This is a genomic window from Streptomyces sp. NPDC043812, assembly GCF_056436245.1.
In genome coordinates, this window is record NZ_JBWKCY010000004.1 from 169,003 (window position 1) to 187,072 (window position 18,070).

Annotated in this window: 16 protein-coding genes; 5 read left to right on the top strand and 11 right to left on the bottom strand. The window is 70.2% G+C overall.

The annotated features are described in order from the left end of the window. Nucleotides 1-288: 288 nt before the first annotated feature. From AC067Z_RS08010 to AC067Z_RS08040, 7 genes are all read right to left on the bottom strand, one after another. Nucleotides 289-2,277 carry an acetoacetate--CoA ligase gene (locus tag AC067Z_RS08010; RefSeq protein WP_478788616.1) on the bottom strand — a complete coding sequence of 663 codons (1,989 nt, stop codon included), beginning with the start codon at nt 2,275-2,277 and terminating at the stop codon, nt 289-291. A gap of 40 nt (nt 2,278-2,317) precedes the next feature. Next, on the bottom strand, nt 2,318-2,896 hold the full coding sequence (locus tag AC067Z_RS08015) for an RBBP9/YdeN family alpha/beta hydrolase (RefSeq protein ID WP_478788617.1): 579 nt from the start codon (nt 2,894-2,896) through the stop codon (nt 2,318-2,320). Next, nucleotides 2,893-4,176, bottom strand: a complete 1,284-nt coding sequence (locus AC067Z_RS08020) for an MFS transporter (protein ID WP_478788618.1) — start codon at nt 4,174-4,176, stop codon at nt 2,893-2,895. The genes AC067Z_RS08015 and AC067Z_RS08020 overlap by 4 nt, the downstream gene beginning before the upstream one ends. Before the next feature lie 104 nt (nt 4,177-4,280). Beyond that, nucleotides 4,281-5,195, bottom strand: a complete 915-nt coding sequence (locus AC067Z_RS08025) for a TauD/TfdA dioxygenase family protein (RefSeq protein WP_478788619.1) — start codon at nt 5,193-5,195, stop codon at nt 4,281-4,283. Between the two features lie 48 nt (nt 5,196-5,243). Continuing rightward, nucleotides 5,244-6,218, bottom strand: coding sequence for a quinone oxidoreductase family protein (locus tag AC067Z_RS08030; protein WP_478788620.1), 975 nt, complete (start codon nt 6,216-6,218; stop codon nt 5,244-5,246). 127 nt (nt 6,219-6,345) lie between these two features. Continuing rightward, nucleotides 6,346-7,398 (bottom strand): beta-keto acid cleavage family enzyme, encoded by a 1,053-nt coding sequence (locus AC067Z_RS08035; protein ID WP_478788621.1) that lies wholly within the window; start codon nt 7,396-7,398, stop codon nt 6,346-6,348. A 337-nt stretch (nt 7,399-7,735) separates the two neighbouring features. Continuing rightward, nucleotides 7,736-8,758, bottom strand: a complete 1,023-nt coding sequence (locus AC067Z_RS08040) for an AraC family transcriptional regulator (protein WP_189888491.1) — start codon at nt 8,756-8,758, stop codon at nt 7,736-7,738. A 168-nt stretch (nt 8,759-8,926) separates the two neighbouring features. On the opposite strand from AC067Z_RS08040, the gene AC067Z_RS08045 reads away from it, so the two are divergent. Next, a complete protein-coding gene (locus tag AC067Z_RS08045; RefSeq protein ID WP_478788622.1) occupies nt 8,927-9,988 on the top strand; it encodes a TauD/TfdA family dioxygenase in 1,062 nt (353 codons plus the stop codon). Next, the gene (locus AC067Z_RS08050) at nt 9,985-11,478 is read left to right on the top strand and encodes a long-chain-fatty-acid--CoA ligase (protein WP_478788623.1); all 1,494 of its coding nucleotides are present in this window, start codon (nt 9,985-9,987) and stop codon (nt 11,476-11,478) included. The genes AC067Z_RS08045 and AC067Z_RS08050 overlap by 4 nt, the downstream gene beginning before the upstream one ends. Nucleotides 11,479-12,062: 584 nt before the next feature. Here AC067Z_RS08050 and AC067Z_RS08055 read toward each other — a convergent pair. From AC067Z_RS08055 to AC067Z_RS08070, 4 genes are all read right to left on the bottom strand, one after another. Next, the gene (locus tag AC067Z_RS08055) at nt 12,063-13,064 is read right to left on the bottom strand and encodes a hypothetical protein (protein WP_478788624.1); all 1,002 of its coding nucleotides are present in this window, start codon (nt 13,062-13,064) and stop codon (nt 12,063-12,065) included. A 669-nt stretch (nt 13,065-13,733) separates the two neighbouring features. Next, nucleotides 13,734-14,714, bottom strand: a complete 981-nt coding sequence (gene trxB / locus AC067Z_RS08060) for a thioredoxin-disulfide reductase (RefSeq protein WP_478788819.1) — start codon at nt 14,712-14,714, stop codon at nt 13,734-13,736. Between the two features lie 5 nt (nt 14,715-14,719). Further along, a complete protein-coding gene (locus tag AC067Z_RS08065) occupies nt 14,720-15,136 on the bottom strand; it encodes an arsenate reductase ArsC (RefSeq protein ID WP_478788625.1) in 417 nt (138 codons plus the stop codon). Nucleotides 15,137-15,184: 48 nt separating this feature from the next. Then, nucleotides 15,185-15,823: an arsenate reductase/protein-tyrosine-phosphatase family protein gene (locus tag AC067Z_RS08070; protein ID WP_478788626.1), complete on the bottom strand. Its 639-nt coding sequence runs from the start codon at nt 15,821-15,823 to the stop codon at nt 15,185-15,187. Between the two features lie 74 nt (nt 15,824-15,897). Here AC067Z_RS08070 and AC067Z_RS08075 point away from each other — a divergent pair, with 74 nt between their 5' ends. From AC067Z_RS08075 to AC067Z_RS08085, 3 genes are read left to right on the top strand one after another with little or no spacing between them, the layout of a single operon-like run. After that, nucleotides 15,898-16,206, top strand: coding sequence for an ArsR/SmtB family transcription factor (locus AC067Z_RS08075; RefSeq protein WP_478788627.1), 309 nt, complete (start codon nt 15,898-15,900; stop codon nt 16,204-16,206). Between the two features lie 34 nt (nt 16,207-16,240). Then, nucleotides 16,241-17,011, top strand: a complete 771-nt coding sequence (locus tag AC067Z_RS08080; protein WP_478788628.1) for an aquaporin — start codon at nt 16,241-16,243, stop codon at nt 17,009-17,011. Continuing rightward, nucleotides 17,008-18,063, top strand: a complete 1,056-nt coding sequence (locus AC067Z_RS08085) for an ArsO family NAD(P)H-dependent flavin-containing monooxygenase (protein WP_478788629.1) — start codon at nt 17,008-17,010, stop codon at nt 18,061-18,063. The genes AC067Z_RS08080 and AC067Z_RS08085 overlap by 4 nt, the downstream gene beginning before the upstream one ends. Nucleotides 18,064-18,070: the final 7 nt, after the last annotated feature.

Here is an 18,070-nt window from a genome sequence, read left to right on the forward strand (position 1 = left end):
CGCGGAGCCGGCTCGGCCTGCGGGTTCATGGGAAGTCAACGACCGTACCGGCGACAGTGGCAGGACATCGCTGAGCATTCCTGACGCTCAAGTGACGCTCGATCGGCTGCGGGCTCGAATGAAGGTCCGCTCAGAGCAACGTGGTCCGCCACGGCGTGGTGGGGCTGTCGAAAACTCTGCACGAAGACGAGAAGATCTGGTCGTCCGACGGCATCGGGCGAGTTGGTGCTCGGTGCGGCTGCCGGTGGCGGCGTTGCGAGGAAGCCGGTGTCGCCGAGGCCGGTGCGTTCACCTGTCCGGTGCCGAACGGGCCGCGAAGTCCGCGAACCAGGCGAGCATCTCGGAGTGGGTCACTGATCCTTCGCTGCTGACGTCGGTGACAGGGGAACCCCGCAGAATGCGCTTGACGGGTACTTCGAGCTTCTTGCCGGTGAGCGTGCGCGGGACAGCGGGGATCGGCACGATCACGTCGGGCACGTGTCGCGGGGACAACCGGAGCTTGATGGCTGTGGCTATCCGCTCGCGCAGTCCGTCGTTCAGTGCGATTCCGTCGGCGGTCACGACGAACAGGGGCATGAAGTAGCCACCGTCGGGCTGTTCCACGCCGATGACGAGACTGTCGGCGACTTCGGGGAGCTGTTCGACGACGGCGTAGATGTCGGCGGAGCCCATCCGTATGCCCATGCGGTTGAGGGTGGAGTCGGAGCGGCCGGCGACGACGACCGACAGGTCCGCGTCGACGGCGACCCAGTCGCCGTGCCGCCAGATCCCGGGGTAGGTGTCGAAGTAGCTGGCCCGGTAGCGGGTGCCGTCGGGGTCGCCGACGAAGTGGAGGGGCATGGACGGCAGCGGCGCGGTCACCACCAGCTCGCCCTGTTCACCTGTCAGGGGGTGCCCGCGGGGGTCCCAGGAGGCCAGCGCGACGCCGAGCGCGGGGCACTGGATCCGGCCCACGCGTACGGGCAGCAAGGCGGAACCGCCCGCGAGAACCGAGCAGATGTCGGTACCGCCACAGATCGACTGCAGCCAGACGCTCGGCGCGAGCCGGTCGTAGACCCACCGCCAGGTGCTGGGGGGCAGGGACGATCCGGTCTGGAGTATGGAACGCAGTCGCTCGAGACCGAGCTCGGCCGCGGGATGTGTGTCCGATTTCTCCACGGCGGCGAGGTATGCCGCGCCCACGCCGACCATGGTGGCGCCGGTCTGTTCGGCGATCCGCCAGGCCCCGTTGATGTCCGGAAACGTGGGGCTGCCGTCGTACAGGATGATCGTGGTGCCGTGCAACAGGCCGCCGACCAGGAAGTTCCAGACCATCCAGCTCGTGGATGTGAGGAAGAGGTAGCGGTCGTCGGCACGCAGATCCGCGCCCAGGCCGAGTGCCTTGAGCAGTTCGACGACGATGCCGCCGTGACCTTGGACGATCCCCTTGGGTATCCCGGTGGTTCCCGACGACCACAGGATCCACAGCGGATGGTCGAAGGGCACGTCGGCGAATTCCAGTGGTGCCTCGGCGGCCGGCAGCGCGGACCAGGCGTGCTGTTCGATCCCGGGCCGCGCCGACCAGGGCTCGGTCGGGGCCGTGAAGAGGTTGTCGACCGCGAGGACGTGACGGAGGGTGGGCAGTTTGTCCGCGAGCTCGGCGACCTCGGGGCGTCTGTCGTACGCCTTGCCGCCGTAGCGGTATCCGTCCGCGGCCACGAGGACGGCCGGCTGCGCCTGCCGCAGTCGGGCGAGCACGCTGGGCGTGCCGAAGTCCGGGGAGCACGCCGTCCATACGGCGCCGACGGCGGCCGTGGCCAGCAGGGCGACGACGGTCTGCGGGAGGTTGGGAAGGTATGCGGCCACGCAGTCGCCGTGCCCCACGCCCATGCGGCGCAGGGACGCCGCGACGTCCGCGACCTGGCGGCGCAGCTCGTGCCACGAGGTCTCCACGGGCGTGCCGCCCTCGGCCACGCTGATCAGCGCCGGGCGGGCGTCCGTGGCCTGGGCGAAGCACCGCTCGGCGAAGTTCAGCCGGGCGCCGGGAAACCATACGGCGCCCGGCATCGACGCATCACCCAGCACCTCGTCGTACTGGGTGACCGCGTCCAGCCCGTAGAACTCCCATACCGCCGACCAGAAGCCGAGCAGGTCGGTGGAGCTCCACCGCCACAGCTCTGAGTAGTCGGAGAAGCACAGCCCCCGCACCTCGCTCACCCATTCCATGAAGCACACGACGTTGGAGTCCTCCAACTCGCGGCGCCCGGGAGACCACAGCAGGTCGGTGTCGGTGTTCATCGTTGCCTTTCGCGGTGCTGAGCGGGGGCTGTGCGGGGGATCAGCTCTGTTCGAGTTCGCGGAGCAGTTCTTCGGCGCGCGGCCACGGGCCATGGCCGGAGGCGGGATTGAGGTGGCCGACCTCGCCGAGTTGCACGAGGCGGCCGCCCCAGTTCCGGGCCAGCTCGGCGACGCGCTCGACGGTGCCCAGGGGGTCGTTCGAGCTGGCCGCGACGATGCTGGGGAAGGGCAGCGGCGAGCGGGGCACGGGTGTCCAGCCGTTCTCGGCGAGCACCTCGGGAGTGGGATAGCCCTCCGGCAGCGGCTTCTCGAAGTCCGGCGGCGTCACCAGCAGCGCCCCCCGCACCTGGGCCGGGTGCCACTGGGACCAGTGGACGGCGGTGATCACACCGGCGCTGTGGGCGACCAGCACCACCGGTCCCGCGATCTCCGCCGTCACCTTGTCCAGTGCGGCCACGCGGGCCTCGCAGCTGAGCTGGTCCTGCGTCAGCGGGGGAACGGTACGGACCGTGCGGCCTGCCTTGGTGAGCCGGTTCGCCAGCAGGGACTGCCAGTGTTCCTCGACGTGGTCGCGCAGGCCGGGGACGATCACGACCGCCGGCTCGGTGGTACGGCTCATGAGGACACCTCCGATTCCTTCGGCTCCGCCATGGGGGCGAGCCCGCTCAGACGGCGCAGATCACGGTTGTAGTAGCGGCGGCCGATCAGGAAGGCGCCGGTGGCCGCGGTCGATACGAGCGGGACGAGCTGGAGCGCGCCGAGCAGACCGAGCCGGTCCGCGAGCGCGCCGGTCACCGCGGGGCCGGGGGCCAGTCCGAGCAGGCTCTGGGCCAGCGTGAGCGTGGCGAAAGCCGTCGCGGCGATGGCCGTGGGGGTCAGGTTCGCCACCATGGCGGCCCCCGGTCCCGCTGTTCCGGCGCACAGCAGGGCTCCGAGCGCCAGCACCAGCAGCTGCACCGGGCCGGCCGGCAGGCGGAACGCGGTCATCAGCAGGACGAGGGAGCCCACGCTGCAGCTGATGGCGACGGCCCACTTGTGGATCGGGGCGCGCCGGCTGATCCGGTCCGAGGCGATTCCGCCGGCGATCATGCCGATTCCGATCACCAGGGCGAAGAGCCCCGCGGTCGCACCGGCCTTCGCGGTCGGCATGTCGTAGTAGCGGTTGAAGTAGCTGGGCAGCCAGGCGATCAGGGCGCCCGCCATGAACAGCTGCAGACCGCTGCCGATGTAGGCGCTGACCACCGAGACGGAGGAGAACAGCCGCGGGAGGAGCACGCGGAGAGGGGCCGGCGGGTCGGTGCCGGTCTCGCCCTCGGGCGGATCCTGCCTCGGGGCCAGCCGCTTCTCCGTGACCACGACGGCGTAGATGCCCGCGAGCACAAGGCCGAAGACGCCCATCACGGCGAACGCCCAGCGCCAGCCGTATGCCTGGGCCACGGCGCCGCCGATGGATATGCCCAGGACCGAGCCGAAGGCCCCGCCGGCGATGAACGCCCCCGAGAGCGTGGCCCGCAGGGCGCGCGGGAAGACGCTGAGGACCACGGCGATGCCGACGCTGCCGTACGCGGCCTCACCGATGCCGACGAAGAGCCGGCCGATGAACATCTGGCCGTAGCTCGCTGCCACCGCGCAGCCCAGGGTCGCCAGGCTCCACAGCGTCGCCGCGATGACCAGGGATCTCACCCTGCCCCATCGGTCGGCCAGCAGCGAGAGGGGGACGGTGAGCAGACCGACCATCAGCGCCACGATGCCGCTCAGGGAGCCCAGTTGGGCGTCCGAGAGCAGCCAGTCGGCCTTCAGCATCGGGAAGACGGCGTTGAGGACCTGCCGGGACATGTAGTCCGAGAGCAGGAGTCCGAAACTCAGTGCAAAGACGACCCAGGCGTAGCGCCGGGACACAGGCCACTCCGAGGAACCGGAACCGGTTCTGCCCGGGGCGGGTTCCGCAGTGGTGAGAAACCCCATTGTCATCACCTCAACTGCTCATGACGGAAAAGGAAGGGTCAGAACGGTCTGTCGCCGACGATCCCGGCGCGCTCCATCCGGCGGACGGCGGGCCAGTAGTCCTGGACGGCGTAGTGCTGGGTGGAGCGGTTGTCCCAGAGGGCGACGCTGTTCGGCGTCCAGCGCCAGCGCACCTGGTACTCGGGGACAGCGGCCTGGCTGATCAGGTAGTTCAGGAGAAGGCCCGCGCCGGGGGCGTAGTCCTGCCCGAAGCGCACGTTCCCGGGCGTGTGGTAGTTGACGAAGTGCGTCGTGAAGGCGTTGACGAAGAGGATCTGTTCGCCGGTCTCGGGGTGGGTGCGTACCACCGGGTGCTCCGCGTCGGGGAACTGCGCCTTGAGCGCGTGACGCTTCTCCTGCGGCATGACGGCGCCGAAGGTGGCCTCGATGCTGTGCCGGGCCCGCAGCCCCTGGATCTGGGCCTTGACGTGCTCAGGCAGCCGGCGGTGGGCCTCGGCCATGTCGACCCAGATCGTGTCTCCGCCCACCGGGGGCGACTCGATGCAGCGCAGCACGGCGCCCATGGACGGGTTCTCGCGCCAGGTGCCGTCGGTGTGCAGCGCGTTCTCGTAGTGCTCCGGCGCGCTGTCCAGGTCCTTGTAGATCCGCACGAGGCCGGGGTGGTCGGGGTCGCTGCCGGCGACGGGGTGGTCCTCCAGCGCACCGAAGCGCTCGGCGAAGGCGACGTGTTCGGCGCGCGTGATGTCCTGGTCCCGCAGGAACAGCACCTTGTACTGCAGGAGCAGGGCCCTGATCTCGGCGAACAGGCCGTCGTCGCGCGAGGCGTCGCCGAGGTTCACACCGGAGAGTTCGGCGCCGAGGGTGCAGGTCAGCGGCTCGACCTTGATCGAGCCGCGGGAGTGGGGGCGCACCGACGCGGGCGCGCCCTCCTGCGGGGCGAGAGTCTTTTCCATGGTGCTTCCTCCTCGAGAGGGTGGTGGTGCGTGTGAGCCGGCAGGGGCTCAGAGGACGAAGACGGACGATCCCGTGGTCCGTCCCGCCTCCAGCTCGCGGTGCGCGTGTACGGCGTCGTCGAGCGCGTAGCGCTGGTTGATCTCGATGGCGATGCGTCCGGAGGCGACGTGGTCGAAGAGCTCCCCCGCCAGCTCGGCCCGCTCCGCGGGGTCGGCGATGTAGTCGGCGAGCGCCGGCCGGGTGACGAACAGGGAGCCGCTGACGGCCAGTTGCATGGCGTCGATGGGCGGGACCGGCCCGGAGGCCGTACCGAAGCAGACCAGCAGACCGCGGCGCCGGAGCGAGGCGAGCGAGGCGGCGTAGGTGGTCCTGCCGACGCTGTCGAAGGCGACCGGGACCCCGGCGCCGTCGGTCAGTTCGCGCACCCGCTCGGCCACGTTCTCGCGCTGGTAGTGGATGACGTGGTCGCAGCCGTGGGCGCGGGCGAGCTCGGCCTTCTCCTCCGTGGAGACGGTGCCGATGACGGTCAGCCCGAGGAGCTTGGCCCACTGGCAGACGATGAGGCCGACGCCGCCCGCAGCCGCGGTCAGCAGGATCGTGTCGCCGGCCTTCAGCGGGTGGATCCTGCGCAGCAGGTACGCGGAGGTGAGGCCGCGCATGGTCATCGCGGCGGCGGTCTCGAAGGCGATGCCGTCCGGCAGCCGGATCAGGGAGTCGGCGGGCATGACCCGTTCCGTGCTGTAGGCGCCGAGCGGGCTTCCGGTGTACGTGACCCGGTCTCCCTCGGTGACGTGGGTGACGCCCTCGCCCACCGCCTCGACCACCCCTGCGGCCTCGACGCCCAGTCCGGCGGGCAGCGCTGCGGGATACAGGCCGCTGCGGAAGTAGGTGTCGGCGAAGTTGAGTCCGACGGCTTCGTGCCGGATCCGTACCTCGCCCGGGCCGGGGTCGCCGACGACGACCTCTTCCCGGCGCATGACCTCGGGACCGCCGGTCTCCTTGAAGCGAATGGCGTGCGCCATGAACGTGCTCCGTTGTTCGTGGGAGGTGAGGAGGGAGAGAAAAGGGCCGTCGGTGACCGGGGACGTGGCCCCGACGGCCCTGTGGGTTCGCGCGGGTGCGCGGCGGCGCGGTGGTCCCGTGCCGGGATCAGACCTCGCGCAGCATGAAGCCGCGCTGATCGGGACGGCGGTTGGGCACCATGCCGAGGCGGGCCAGCGTCTCGTCCGCTCCGGAGTAGTACTCGCCGAGCTTGTAGATCTTCTTCGCCTCGGCGCCGGTCGCGATGTCGCGGCCGAGCGTTTCGGAGATCCGCACCATCTGCTCGACCTGCTCGACGGTGGTCATGCGCTCGCCCTTGCGCCGCCACAGGTTGTCCTCGTTGCCCACGCGCACGTGCACACCGAGGGCGATGCCGATCGCGTTCATCGGCGCCACGGCGCGCATGGAGCTCTCGATGGTGAGGACGGCGCCGTCCGGGGTGCGGCGGACGAACTCGATCAGATCGGCCGGGTGCCGTCCCGCGAAACCGCCGCCGATGGCCACGTAGTTGAGGATCAGCGGACCCGTGTACACCCCGGCCCGGATGAGCCGCTCCACGGTCTCGAGCTGGGCCAGGGTGGCGAGCTGGAAGTGCGGCTGGATGCCGTTCGCGTGCAGGCGCTTGAGGTGCTCCAGGTAGAAGTCGGGGCCCGCCTCGACGACCATGTCGCGGTACGCCTTGTAGTACTCGGGCTTCGCGATCGAGGTGCCCTCCAGGTCGTCGTCGGTCATGATCTCGACGATGTTCATCTGGCTGGTGTTGATCGCGATCGTCACCTGGTCCGGCGCGGGGGTGAGGTCGGCCAGCAGGTGGCGGGTGTCGTAGCTCAGCCACTTCGCCTCGCTGCCCTCGTCCTCCGGGGCGAACGAGATCGAGCCGCCGATCTGCAGGACCATGTCCGGTACGGCCTGCCGCAGCCGGCCCAGCAGCTCGTTGAACATGGACATCCGCTTGGAGCCCTTGCCGTCGAGCTCACGTACGTGGATGTGGAGCACGGTGGCGCCGGCGTTGTAGCAGTCGACGGCTGCCTGGACGTGCTCGTCCATGGTCAGGGGGAGGTCGTCGGCGTCCCCGGGCAGCCACTCCGGCCCGTAGGGAGCGGCCTGGATCACCAGCTTCTCCTGGTTCTCCGGGAAGAGTGAATCGTCGTGGAAGTGCACGGTCCGTCTCCTTCGTGCGATCGGTGATCACTCGCCGGGATCATCGCCGCGTGCGATGCGAGGACTGGATGTCCGGCGGGGATCGATGCGGGTCACCGGGGGACAGCGGGCACAGGACGGCCCGGTACGCTCGACCGGTCCGGAGGGGACGTGCACAGGGGGAGTACCACGACTCTCCTCCGGCGGCCGACCGCGTCTCTGCGGTGCTGCCAAGGTAGGGGCGAGAACTCGCGCTCGCTTGACCCGCGGGGACAGATAATTTGTCATTTGGGGACATCGCCCAGAGGCCTGCCGCATGAGCCGCCCCGACCGGGCCGGGTTCAGGCCGCCCGCGGAGTCAGTCCTGGCCGGGGAGCTGCTGCCGGTCCCTGCCGCTGCGCCACGCCCTCGGGCTGGACCCGAACTGCTCGCGGAACCAGCGCGAGAAGGCACTCAGTGACGAGAAGCCGAGCAGGTCGGAGATCTCCGTCAGCGAGCGCCGCGGATTCGCGACGAACTGCTCGGCGAGGTGCATGCGGGTGGCGTTCAGGAGCGAGGAGAACGTCTCGCCCGAGGCGCCCAGATGCCGGTGGACGGTGCGCCGGTCGACACCCAGGCTGCGCGCGACCTGCTCGATCGAGCAGCGCCCGCTCGGCAGCAGGACCTCGATCAGCTCCCGCACCCGGTCCGCGACGGTGGTGTCCTTGGGGACCGCGATCGCCTCGAAGTACTGGCGGGCGTACTCCCGCAGCAGCGGGTCCGCCATCGCGTTGGGCGCATCGAGGTCGTCGGCGTAGAAGACGATGCCGTCGAACTCGCGGCCGAACTCCACCATGGGGCCGAACACACGCCGGTGCGTCGCCGGGTCCGCCGGCGCGGGATGCCGGAACCAGACGGACAGTGGCTGCCACCGCGTGTGCAGGAAGCCGCGCAGGATCCGGTGGAAGGCGGCGACGGCCAGGTCCGTGGCCTGCCGGCTCTCCATCGCCTCGCCGAGCCGCAGGTCGACCTGGAGCGTGGCCAGCCCGTCGCCCTCGGACAGCCGGGCATGCAGGATCTCGTTGTACATGTGCTGATGACGGATCAGCAGCCTCAGGGCGCTCCGCACGTCGGGTTCCTCGCGGACGACCAGACTGACGGGGCCGAGGTTGGAGAAGCGCCGGAACTCGGCCATCCGTACGCCGAAGTCCTCGTGCCCCGAGGCGGCTGCCGACACCTCCAGCACCTGGACCGCGGCCGCCCCGGAGATCCACCGGTCCTGGACCGCCAGGGCGGCGGTGTCCAGACCCACGCGCTTCATCAGCGGCTGTGGGTCGACGCCGAGGGAGCGGCACAGCTCGACATAGCCGCTGAGCGCCGCGGTGCGGACCAGGGGCTTCATGTGCACCCTCCAGGACTGTCCCGGCTGTGTCCCGAGAAGATAAGTCAGATGTCACGCGAGGACAAGCAAAAGCCCCACGGGCGACCTAGCATGGCGCCCGTTCACCCGCCCGATTCGCTGCGGCGACTGCCCCGGGGCCGGTGCACGGGCGATGGTACGGAGGCGCGCATGACCGGTACGACGGACACAGGTGAGGCGCTGCACGTGCCCTGTTCGGGCCCCTCGGTGTGGCGGGGCGGAGATCTCGCGAACCGCGAGGAGTGGGTCCTGCGGCTCTCGCCGCGCCACCTCGCCGAGATCGACGCCGCTTTGTGGGAGGCACGCAGGCGCGACCTCACCCTGCTGAAGCTGACAGCCGCCGACTTCCCGCTCCCCACGCTCGCCGGTGAACTGGAGCGCATCGCCGGGTCACTGGAGCACGGACGCGGGTTCGCGATCGTGAAGGGCCTCCCGGTCGGACGGCTGGGCGAGCCGGCCGCGAGCGCGGTCTTCTGGGGCCTCGGTCACCTGGGGCGTCCGGTCCCGCAGAACGCGGACGGGCACATGCTCGGCCACGTCCGGGACACCGGCCGTAGCCTGACCGATCCGGCAACACGCGGCTACCAGACCCGGGCGGCGCTGCCGTTCCACACCGACAGGGCCGATCTGCTCGCGCTGCTCTCCCTGCGGGCGCCCCGCACCGGGGGGCTCACCTCCCTGGTCAGCTCGGCGGCGGTGCACAACGAGGTGCTGGACCTCCGCCCCGATCTGGCCGAGCGCCTGTACCGCACCTACTTCTTCGACCGCCGGGAGGAGCACGCTCCCGAGGAGTCGCCGTACGCGACCGCCCCGCTCGTCGCCCGGCCGGAAGGGGCACTGAGCATGCGCTACAACCGCTGCTATCTGGAATCCGCCCAGCGCTTCCCCGAGGTGCCCCGCCTGGCACCGGAGGACCTGGAGCTGTTCGACCTCATCGACGACGTGGCGGGCTCCCCGGAGTTCCGGCTCGACATCGACCTTCAGGTCGGCGATCTGCTGCTGCTCAACACCCACACGATCATGCACGCGCGAGCGGAGTTCGAGGACCACGATCAGCCCGAACTCAAGCGCCACCTGCTGCGGCTCTGGCTGGCCCTGCCGCACCGCCCCCGTACCGAGAGCGTTCGCGACGGGGTCACTCCTCGCGATGTGATCCGCCCCCGGAATGCCGCGTCGCAGGACGAGACGAACCCAAGGAGATACCCGACATGACCAACCTCGCCACATTCCTGGTGGACTCCGCCGCGACCCAGGGTGATCGCATCGCCGTGCGCCACGACGACAGCACGCTCACCTACGCCGAACTGGACGACGCGAGCGCCAGAGTCGCCGCCCTCCTGCGCGACCGCGGCCTCCAGCCCGGCGACCGCGTCGCGCTGACCATGCCCAACGTGCCGCTGTTCCCGGTCGTCTACTACGGCATCCTGCGGGCCGGCGGCGTGGTCGTGCCGATGAATCCGCTCCTCAAGGCCCGCGAGGTGGCCTTCGCCCTGCGCGACTGCGGGGCACAGGTCGCGCTGGTGTTCCCCCTGTTCGCGGACGAGGTCGCGAAGGCCGCCGCCGAGACCGGAACGGCCTGCCTGGTGACCGAGCCCTTGGCCTTCGACGACATGCTGCGGGCTCACGAACCGATGCCCGGCATCGTCAGCCGTACCGATGACGACCCGGCCCTCATCCTCTACACCTCGGGCACGACCGGTACACCGAAGGGGGCCGAACTGTCCCACCGGAACCTGGCCACCAACACCGCCACCGCGGCCGAGACACTGCTTCAGGTCGGACCTGACGACGTGCTCTTCGGCGGCCTGCCTCTCTTCCACGCCTTCGGCCAGACCTGCGCGCTGAACACGGCCGTCGCCGCCGGCGCCACATTGACCCTGCTGCCGCGGTTCGAGCCGCAGCGCGCCCTGGAGATCATGGCCCGCGACGGGGTCACCGTGTTCCTCGGCGTGCCGACGATGTACGCGGCGCTGCTCCACGCCCAGCTCCCCGAAGGCTTCGACGCCCACTCGCTGCGCCTGGCCGTCTCGGGCGGCGCCTCGCTTCCTGTCGAGGTGCTGCACGGCTTCGAGCGGCGCTTCGGCGCCACCGTACTGGAGGGATACGGACTCTCCGAGACCTCACCGGTCGCCGCCTTCAACCACCCCGACCGCCCGCGCAAGGCGGGTTCGATCGGGCAGCCCATCCGCGGAGTCGAGATGCAGCTCGTCGCCGAGGACGGGGGCGTGGTGCCCCAGGGCGAGGTCGGTGAGATCGCGATCCGCGGCGAGAACCTCATGACCGGCTACTGGAACCGCCCCGAGGCCACGGCGGAAGCGGTCCGCGACGGATGGTTCCACAGCGGTGATCTGGCGCGTGTCGACGAGGACGGCTTCTACTTCATCGTCGACCGCAAGAAGGACCTGATCATCCGCGGTGGCTACAACGTCTACCCGCGTGAGGTCGAGGAGGTGCTGTACGGGCACCCGGCCGTCGCCGAAGCCGCGGTCGTCGGTGTGGCGCACCCGGTCCACGGCGAGGAGATCGCAGCGGTGATCACGCTCCGGTCCGGCGCCCATGCCACCGCCGAGGAGATCCGTGACCACGTCAAGGACCGGGTTGCGGCATACAAGTACCCCCGGATCGTCACCTTCGCGGCCGAGCTCCCCAAGGGCCCCACCGGCAAGATCCTCAAGCGCGAGATCGTGGTCACCGGTCAGTGAACCGCGCGACGGCGGGCCGCCGCGGCTCTCCGCGTGCCGCTGCCTGAGCCATCGCTGCGCGTCAAGGCTCGGGTCGGGTTTGACGTGCCGGCGCCGCCTGCGGGACTGGAACGACGCTGGAGCCTGAGGCGAACGGCCTCGTCGTCGTGCTGTGCAGCGGCACCGGGTATCCGCCGTGACGCTCATGTGACGCTCCGAGCACCTCGTCGTCCGTGGCTGGGGCCCGAAAAAACCCGCCTTACCTGGAGGTTCTCCGGTCTTTATCCACCCTGACACCTTTTCGATGACGCATCACGTGGAGTGCGTCGCCATCCTTGAACCGGCCGCTAAGGGCTCCTGACCTGCGGTTTCTTGCATGCGCATTATGTGCGGTGTGGGCGTTACGCGCGATATCTTGACGCTGAAATGACGCTCGTGACGCTCATTTGACGCTCGTTCTGATGGGGTGTCAGCTAGCTGATCGTGCAGGTCGTGCCGGGTGGAGGGCGCGTTCTCGCAGGCTGTCTTTGCGGGAACTTGCAGGAAATCGGCCCGGGTTCCGGCCTGCCGCACTTCGGCGGGCCCGATGTTGGCGGAGCGGTCGCTCAATAGGTCGGTCCGTAAGGGCTCCAGTGCCCGAGGAAGGGCCTGAGGTCGTCGGCTCGCGGCTCTGGAACGTCGGGCAGCCGGGGTGGTGTGCTCCGCGGGTCGAGGCGCTCGACTGTGGCCGCTGCCCAGCAGATCCATGCTTTGGCGTCGGTTCTGGCCTGCCCCGGCGGCATGGCCTCGACGCGCGTGCGTACGGCGCTCACGTACTCCCTCAGCCGAGTGGCGTGGCGCCAAGCCGCTTCCTGCGCTTCGAAGTGCCTGACGCGGTACGCCTCCGCGTACTGGATGCGGGCTTCTTCCATGGCGGCTTCCCAGCGGATGCGCTTCTGCCGTGCCGCTTCGGCCTCGTCCTGGCGTCTGCGTTCGGCGGCTTCGCCGCGGAGCGTGACCTCTTGGGCGATCTCGGCGAGCTGCTCTTCGAGGGAGCGGCCCGGGGCGTCGGCCCATTCGCTCGCCCGGTGCGGCTGGCCGCCGCTGAGGACGAAGCGGAGCCGCTCGGACGGGGTGTAGTCGTAGCGGGGGATCCTGACCCAGGAGTCCTTCTTGGCCGCGGCGAGTTCCTTCTCGGTGGCGACGTGCTCGGCCCGGTCCTGTTCCTGGAGGAGAAGGAACCCCACGGTCTGGCCCTGTGCGGTCAGGGTGAAATGGGGAGATGCCCTGCGGCGGCGATGAGACGGGGGCGCGAAGCCGGTCTGTCCCGCCGAACTGGAATGTCCCGCGGCCTTGGCAGCAGTGATCAGCGCCTGGACGAGCCGGAGGGCACGTCCTTGGACGGGCTTCGTGAGGCCCAGTGGCTGTTGTTCGTTCTGCATGGCCCGGACCACGGTGTGCGGCCGCGTGAGCCGCGCTGGCACAGGGACGGGTTCGAGGACGGCGAGGCGCCAGGCGGGGATGTCGACGAGCTTGATCTCGTCCCGCCATGGCACCAGCTCCCGTACAGCTCCTTCGTCTCCGGGACCCTTCCGGACCTGCGTGCCGCGGCGACGCGGGACGGCCACTTCTCCAAGTCTGGACCGCTGCCGCTCTTGACGATCCTGCCGCCGGCCTCCGCGAGCTCTTGCAACAGCTGCTCCGTGAACGTCACGCGAGGCTGTGCGGGAGGGCTTGGCTTTCGCTCGGCGGCCGGAGTTTCCTGCGCTCGGGTGGACTGGGGTCGTGGAGCGGCGGTCTGGGTCTTCCGCGGGCGTGACCCGCGGGGAGGGTACGTGCCGTGCGCCAGGTAGTGCTGGCCTGCACTCGTCAGGGCGACGCTCCACTGCCCGGCCTTCCGGGAGACCGTGACCAGGCCCCGGTTCTGCAGTGCCTGAGAGGTGGTCTTATAGGAGCTGGTCTCCCAAACGCCGACAGGGCACCCTGCCCCCACCCACTGCAGCACCGCAAGCTGACGTTCATTGACCTGCCGCTCCAATGGGCTGCCTTCGGCTCGAGGCTGACGTTCGACGGCCGGATGTTGCCAGCTTTGGTTGTCGACGACGGGTGCTTCGCGACGGATTCGCTCGATTGGGCAGCGTGACGTCGGCTCCCTTTCGGGCTCGGGGCTGACGCCAGAAGGCGGGGCCGAGCTGGAGGCCGCTCGCGCTGCCAACCGGGAGTTGTCCCGCGCGCCGAACCATCGTGTCCGACCTGTGCAGCTGGGCAGGACCTTGAGAGGCCCTGCCCACACGTGATCAGGCGGAGACGCCGACCGGCTGCACAGGAGAGGCCAGGCTGGCGAGGTACCGCTCGGTGTCGAGTGCGGCCTGGCAGCCGCTGGCGGCTGCGGTGATGGCCTGGCGGTAGGTGTGGTCGACGACGTCGCCGGCGGCAAAGACACCGGGGATGTTCGTGCGGGTGGAGGGGGATTCGACCTTGATGTAGCCCTCGTCGTCGAGGTCGATCTGGCCGGTGAAGAGCTCGGTGCGCGGGTCGTGGCCGATGGCGATGAACAGGCCGGTGACGTCGAGGTCGCGGGTCTTGCCGGTGAAGGTGTCGCGCAGGACGACGCCGGCGAGCATGCCGTTCGCTTCCTTGATCTCGGCGATCTCTCTGTCGAAGGCGAAGGAGATCTTGTCGTCGGCGAACGCGCGATTCTGCATGGCCTTGGAGGCGCGCAGGGTGGAGCGGCGGTGGACGACGGTGACGGAGCGGGCGAAGCGGGTGAGGAAGGTGGCTTCCTCCATGGCGGTGTCGCCGCCGCCGACCACCACGATGTCGCGGTCGCGGAAGAAGAAACCGTCGCACGTGGCGCACCACGAGACGCCCCTGCCGGAGAGCTCGTCCTCGTTCGGGAGGCCGAGCTTGCGGTAGCCGGAGCCGGTCGCGATGATCACGGCCTTCGCGCGGTGGACCGTTCCCTCGGAGTCGGTGACGGTCTTGATGTCGCCGGTGAGGTCGACGGAGACGATGTCGTCGTCGACCATCTCCGCCCCGAAGCGCTCGGCCTGGGCCCGCATGTTGTCCATGAGGTCCGGGCCCTCGATGCCGGTGGGGAAGCCGGGGAAGTTCTCGACCTCGGTGGTCGTGGTCAGGGACCCGCCGACGAAGATCGAGCTGCCGAAGAGCAGCGGCTTGAGCTGGGCCCGGGCGGTGTAGAGGGCCGCGGTGTATCCGGCGGGGCCGGAGCCTATGACGATGACCTCACGGACGTCGTCAGTGGTGGGCTCGGTCACTGAGGTCACGCCTCCTGCTTCGCGTCGATCTCGGCGATGAGGCCCTCGATGAGGCCCTTGATTTCGTCGCGGATGGGGCGGACGGCCTCGACGCCCTGGCCGGCGGGGTCCTCCAGGGCCCAGTCGAGGTACTTCTTGCCGGGGAAGATCGGGCAGGCGTCGCCGCAGCCCATGGTGATGACGTAGTCGGACGCCTGGACGGCCTCGGTGGTGAGGACCTTGGGCTTCTGGTCGGAGATGTCGACGCCGACCTCCCGCATCGCCTCGACCGCGGCCGGGTTGACCTGGTCGCCCGGGATCGAGCCGGCGGAGCGGACCTCGATGCGGTCGCCGGCGAGGTGGTTCAGGAATCCGGCGGCCATCTGGGAACGGCCGGCGTTGTGGACGCAGACGAAGAGCACGGAGGCGAGCGGAGCGGTCATCGGTTCTTCCTTAGGCAGGGATGGAGCGTGGTGCGGGGACGGGAAGCTTCAGGTGCCGGGCAGGCTGTCCAGCAGAGTGGTGATACGGGTGTCGATGGCGTCGCGGATGGAGCGCACGACCGCGATCGGTGCGCCGTCGGGGTCCGGGACGGGCCAGTCCAGGTAGCGGTGGCCGGGCACCACGGGGCAGGCGTCGCCGCAGCCCATGGTGATCACGATGTCGGCGGCCTGGACGACCTCGTCGGTCAGCGGCTTGGGGCAGACCTCGTCGAGTCCGATGCCGGCCTCGGTGAGGGCCTGGACCACGTGGGGGTCGACGGCGCCCGAAGGGTGGGTGCCGGCGGAGGAGACGATGACGTCGTCCCTGGCCCGGTGGGCCAGCAGGGCGGCCGCCATCTGCGAACGCCCGGCGTTGTGGCTGCACACGAACAGCACCCGCGGCCGACCGCCGGTGTCGGCCGGGTTCTCGACGTGCGCCAGTGCGTCCAGGCGCTCGGCGGCGAATCGCTCCGCCAGCACCACGAGGTGGGTGCGGACGTGCGCGTTCGCGGCGAGCTGCTCGTAGGAGTCGGCGATCAGCCGCTGTACCGTCTCCACGGAGTACTGGCCATGGTGACGCACGGCGAGGCGGGCCACACCGGCCGCGAGACGTTCGTCGGGAAGGACCGGGTGCGGGGACGCGGTCATGGCGAGTACCCCCTGGGTTCAAAGAGGTCAGCCCAGGCTGGTATCAGCTCGGGGTGATGTGAGAGTATCAGCCCATGATGACGTCAGTCGATACTGATCTGATCCGGGTGCTGGGTGACCCCCTGCGCCTTCAGATCGTGACCCTGCTCGCCCGCGAGACGCTCTGCACCACCCACCTCGTGGAGGAGACCGGTGCCAGGCAGACCAACCTCTCCAACCACCTGAGAGTGCTGCGCGAGGCTGGGGTCGTCGAGACCGAGCCCTGCGGCCGGTTCACCTACTACCGGCTCAAGCCGGACGTCATCGAAGCGCTGGCCGGCCAGTTCGCGGCCCTGGCCGAGACCGCGCGCGCCAACACCGACACCAAGAGAGCCTGCCCGTAGCCTCTCGTCTCACCTGCCCGAGGAGACCCTGCCCGTGACCGCCACCGAGCCCGCCGTGAGCGACGCCATAGCCGCCGACCCGTCGCCGCAGCCCGCGCCCGGCGCCACCCCGCCCCGTACCCCGCTCGCCGCCCGAGCCGCCGCCGAGCTCGTCGGCACCGCCGCCCTGGTGGCGATCGTCGTCGGCTCGGGCATCCAGGCGACCGACCTCACCGATGACGTCGCCCTGCAGCTGCTGGCCAACTCCACCGCCACCGTCTTCGGGCTCGGCGTCCTGATCGCCCTCCTCGGCCCGGTCTCCGGCGCCCATTTCAACCCGGCCGTCACCCTGGCCGAGTGGTGGACCGCCCGGCGTGGAGGCGCGGGCGTGAACGGGCGCGAGCTCGCCGTGTACGTCCCGTCGCAGGTCGTCGGCGCGATCGCGGGCGCGGTCCTGGCGGACGCGATGTTCGGCGAGCCGCTGGTGAAGTGGTCCACACACGACCGTTCCGCAGGGAACCTGCTCCTCGGGGAGGTCGTCGCGACCGCCGGTCTGATCCTGCTGATCTTCGGCCTGGCCCGTACCGATCGTCTCCGTTTCGCGCCCGTCGCGGTCGCCTCGTACATCGGCGCGGCCTACTGGTTCACTTCCTCGACCTCGTTCGCGAATCCGGCAGTGACGATCGGCCGGGCGTTCACCGACACCTTCGCCGGTATCGCTCCCGCCTCCGTCCCGGCGTTCGTCGGGATGCAGCTGATCGGCGCGGTCGTGGGCCTGGCACTGGTCGCGGTCATCTTCATGCGCGGCAAGACGACCAGCGAATGACGCAGGTCGTGGACGTGGTGGTGATCGGCGGCGGCCAAGCAGGACTCGCCGCCGGCCACCACCTGCGCCGCCTCGGCCTCGACTCCGTCATCCTCGACGCCCAAGCCACGCCGGGCGGAGCCTGGCAGCACACCTGGGACTCCCTCCACCTCTTCTCCCCGGCCGCGTACTCCTCTCTGCCCGGTCGGCTCATGCCACCGCAGCCTGGCGAGACGTACCCGGACGCGGCGCACGTCGTCGACTACCTCACCGAGTACGAGCGGCGGTACGAGCTCCCCGTCGTTCGCCCCGTCCGCGTCGAAGCGGTCCACCGTGACGGCGAGTTCCTGCGGGTGGTGGCGGACGTCGGCACCTGGCGGGCCCGTACGGTGATCAGCGCGACCGGCTCCTGGTGGCGCCCGTTCATCCCCGCGATCCCGGGCCGTACGGAGTTCAAGGGCACCCACTCCCACACCGTGGAGTACCGGCGCCCCTCCGACTTCGCCGGGCAGAAGGTGGTGGTCGTCGGGGGCGGAAACTCCGGCGCCCAGATCGCCGCCGACCTCGCGTACGACACCGACCTCACCTGGGTCACCCTCCGCGAACCCCGCTACCTCGCCGACGACATCGACGGCCGCGCCCTCTTCGACCACGCCACCGCACGCCGCCGCGCCCTCGACGAAGGCCGCACCGACACCGGCGGCGTCGCCTCGCTGGGCGACATCGTCGCCGTACCGCCAGTCCGCGAAGCCCGCGACGCCGGGCTCCTCAAGGCCCAGCCGATGTTCGCCAGGCTCACCGCGACCGGCGTGGAGTGGGCCGACGGCACCCGCGCCGACGCCGACGCGATCATCTGGTGCACCGGCTTCCGTCCCGCCCTCTCCCACCTGGCCCCGCTCGGCCTCCGCGGGCCCCGCGGACACATTCCCACCCACAGCACCCAGGCTCTCGCCGAACCCCGCCTGCACCTCCTGGGCTACGGCGACTGGACCGGCCCCGCCTCCGCCACCCTCATCGGCGTCGGCCGCCCTGCCCGCGAAGCCGCCCGGCAGATCGCTCAACTCCTGCGCTGACAGCGAG

What these genes read in the sequence shown, in the direction of transcription:
- AC067Z_RS08070 (WP_478788626.1), bottom strand. Translation starts at nt 15,823, where the DNA reads ATGACCGCGTCCCCGCACCCGGTCCTTCCCGACGAACGTCTCGCGGCC.
- AC067Z_RS08050 (WP_478788623.1), top strand. Translation starts at nt 9,985, where the DNA reads ATGACCAACCTCGCCACATTCCTGGTGGACTCCGCCGCGACCCAGGGT.
- AC067Z_RS08040 (WP_189888491.1), bottom strand. Translation starts at nt 8,758, where the DNA reads ATGAAGCCCCTGGTCCGCACCGCGGCGCTCAGCGGCTATGTCGAGCTG.
- AC067Z_RS08010 (WP_478788616.1), bottom strand. Translation starts at nt 2,277, where the DNA reads ATGAACACCGACACCGACCTGCTGTGGTCTCCCGGGCGCCGCGAGTTG.
- AC067Z_RS08025 (WP_478788619.1), bottom strand. Translation starts at nt 5,195, where the DNA reads ATGGAAAAGACTCTCGCCCCGCAGGAGGGCGCGCCCGCGTCGGTGCGC.
- AC067Z_RS08045 (WP_478788622.1), top strand. Translation starts at nt 8,927, where the DNA reads ATGACCGGTACGACGGACACAGGTGAGGCGCTGCACGTGCCCTGTTCG.
- AC067Z_RS08015 (WP_478788617.1), bottom strand. Translation starts at nt 2,896, where the DNA reads ATGAGCCGTACCACCGAGCCGGCGGTCGTGATCGTCCCCGGCCTGCGC.
- AC067Z_RS08075 (WP_478788627.1), top strand. Translation starts at nt 15,898, where the DNA reads ATGATGACGTCAGTCGATACTGATCTGATCCGGGTGCTGGGTGACCCC.
- AC067Z_RS08085 (WP_478788629.1), top strand. Translation starts at nt 17,008, where the DNA reads ATGACGCAGGTCGTGGACGTGGTGGTGATCGGCGGCGGCCAAGCAGGA.
- AC067Z_RS08065 (WP_478788625.1), bottom strand. Translation starts at nt 15,136, where the DNA reads ATGACCGCTCCGCTCGCCTCCGTGCTCTTCGTCTGCGTCCACAACGCC.
- AC067Z_RS08030 (WP_478788620.1), bottom strand. Translation starts at nt 6,218, where the DNA reads ATGGCGCACGCCATTCGCTTCAAGGAGACCGGCGGTCCCGAGGTCATG.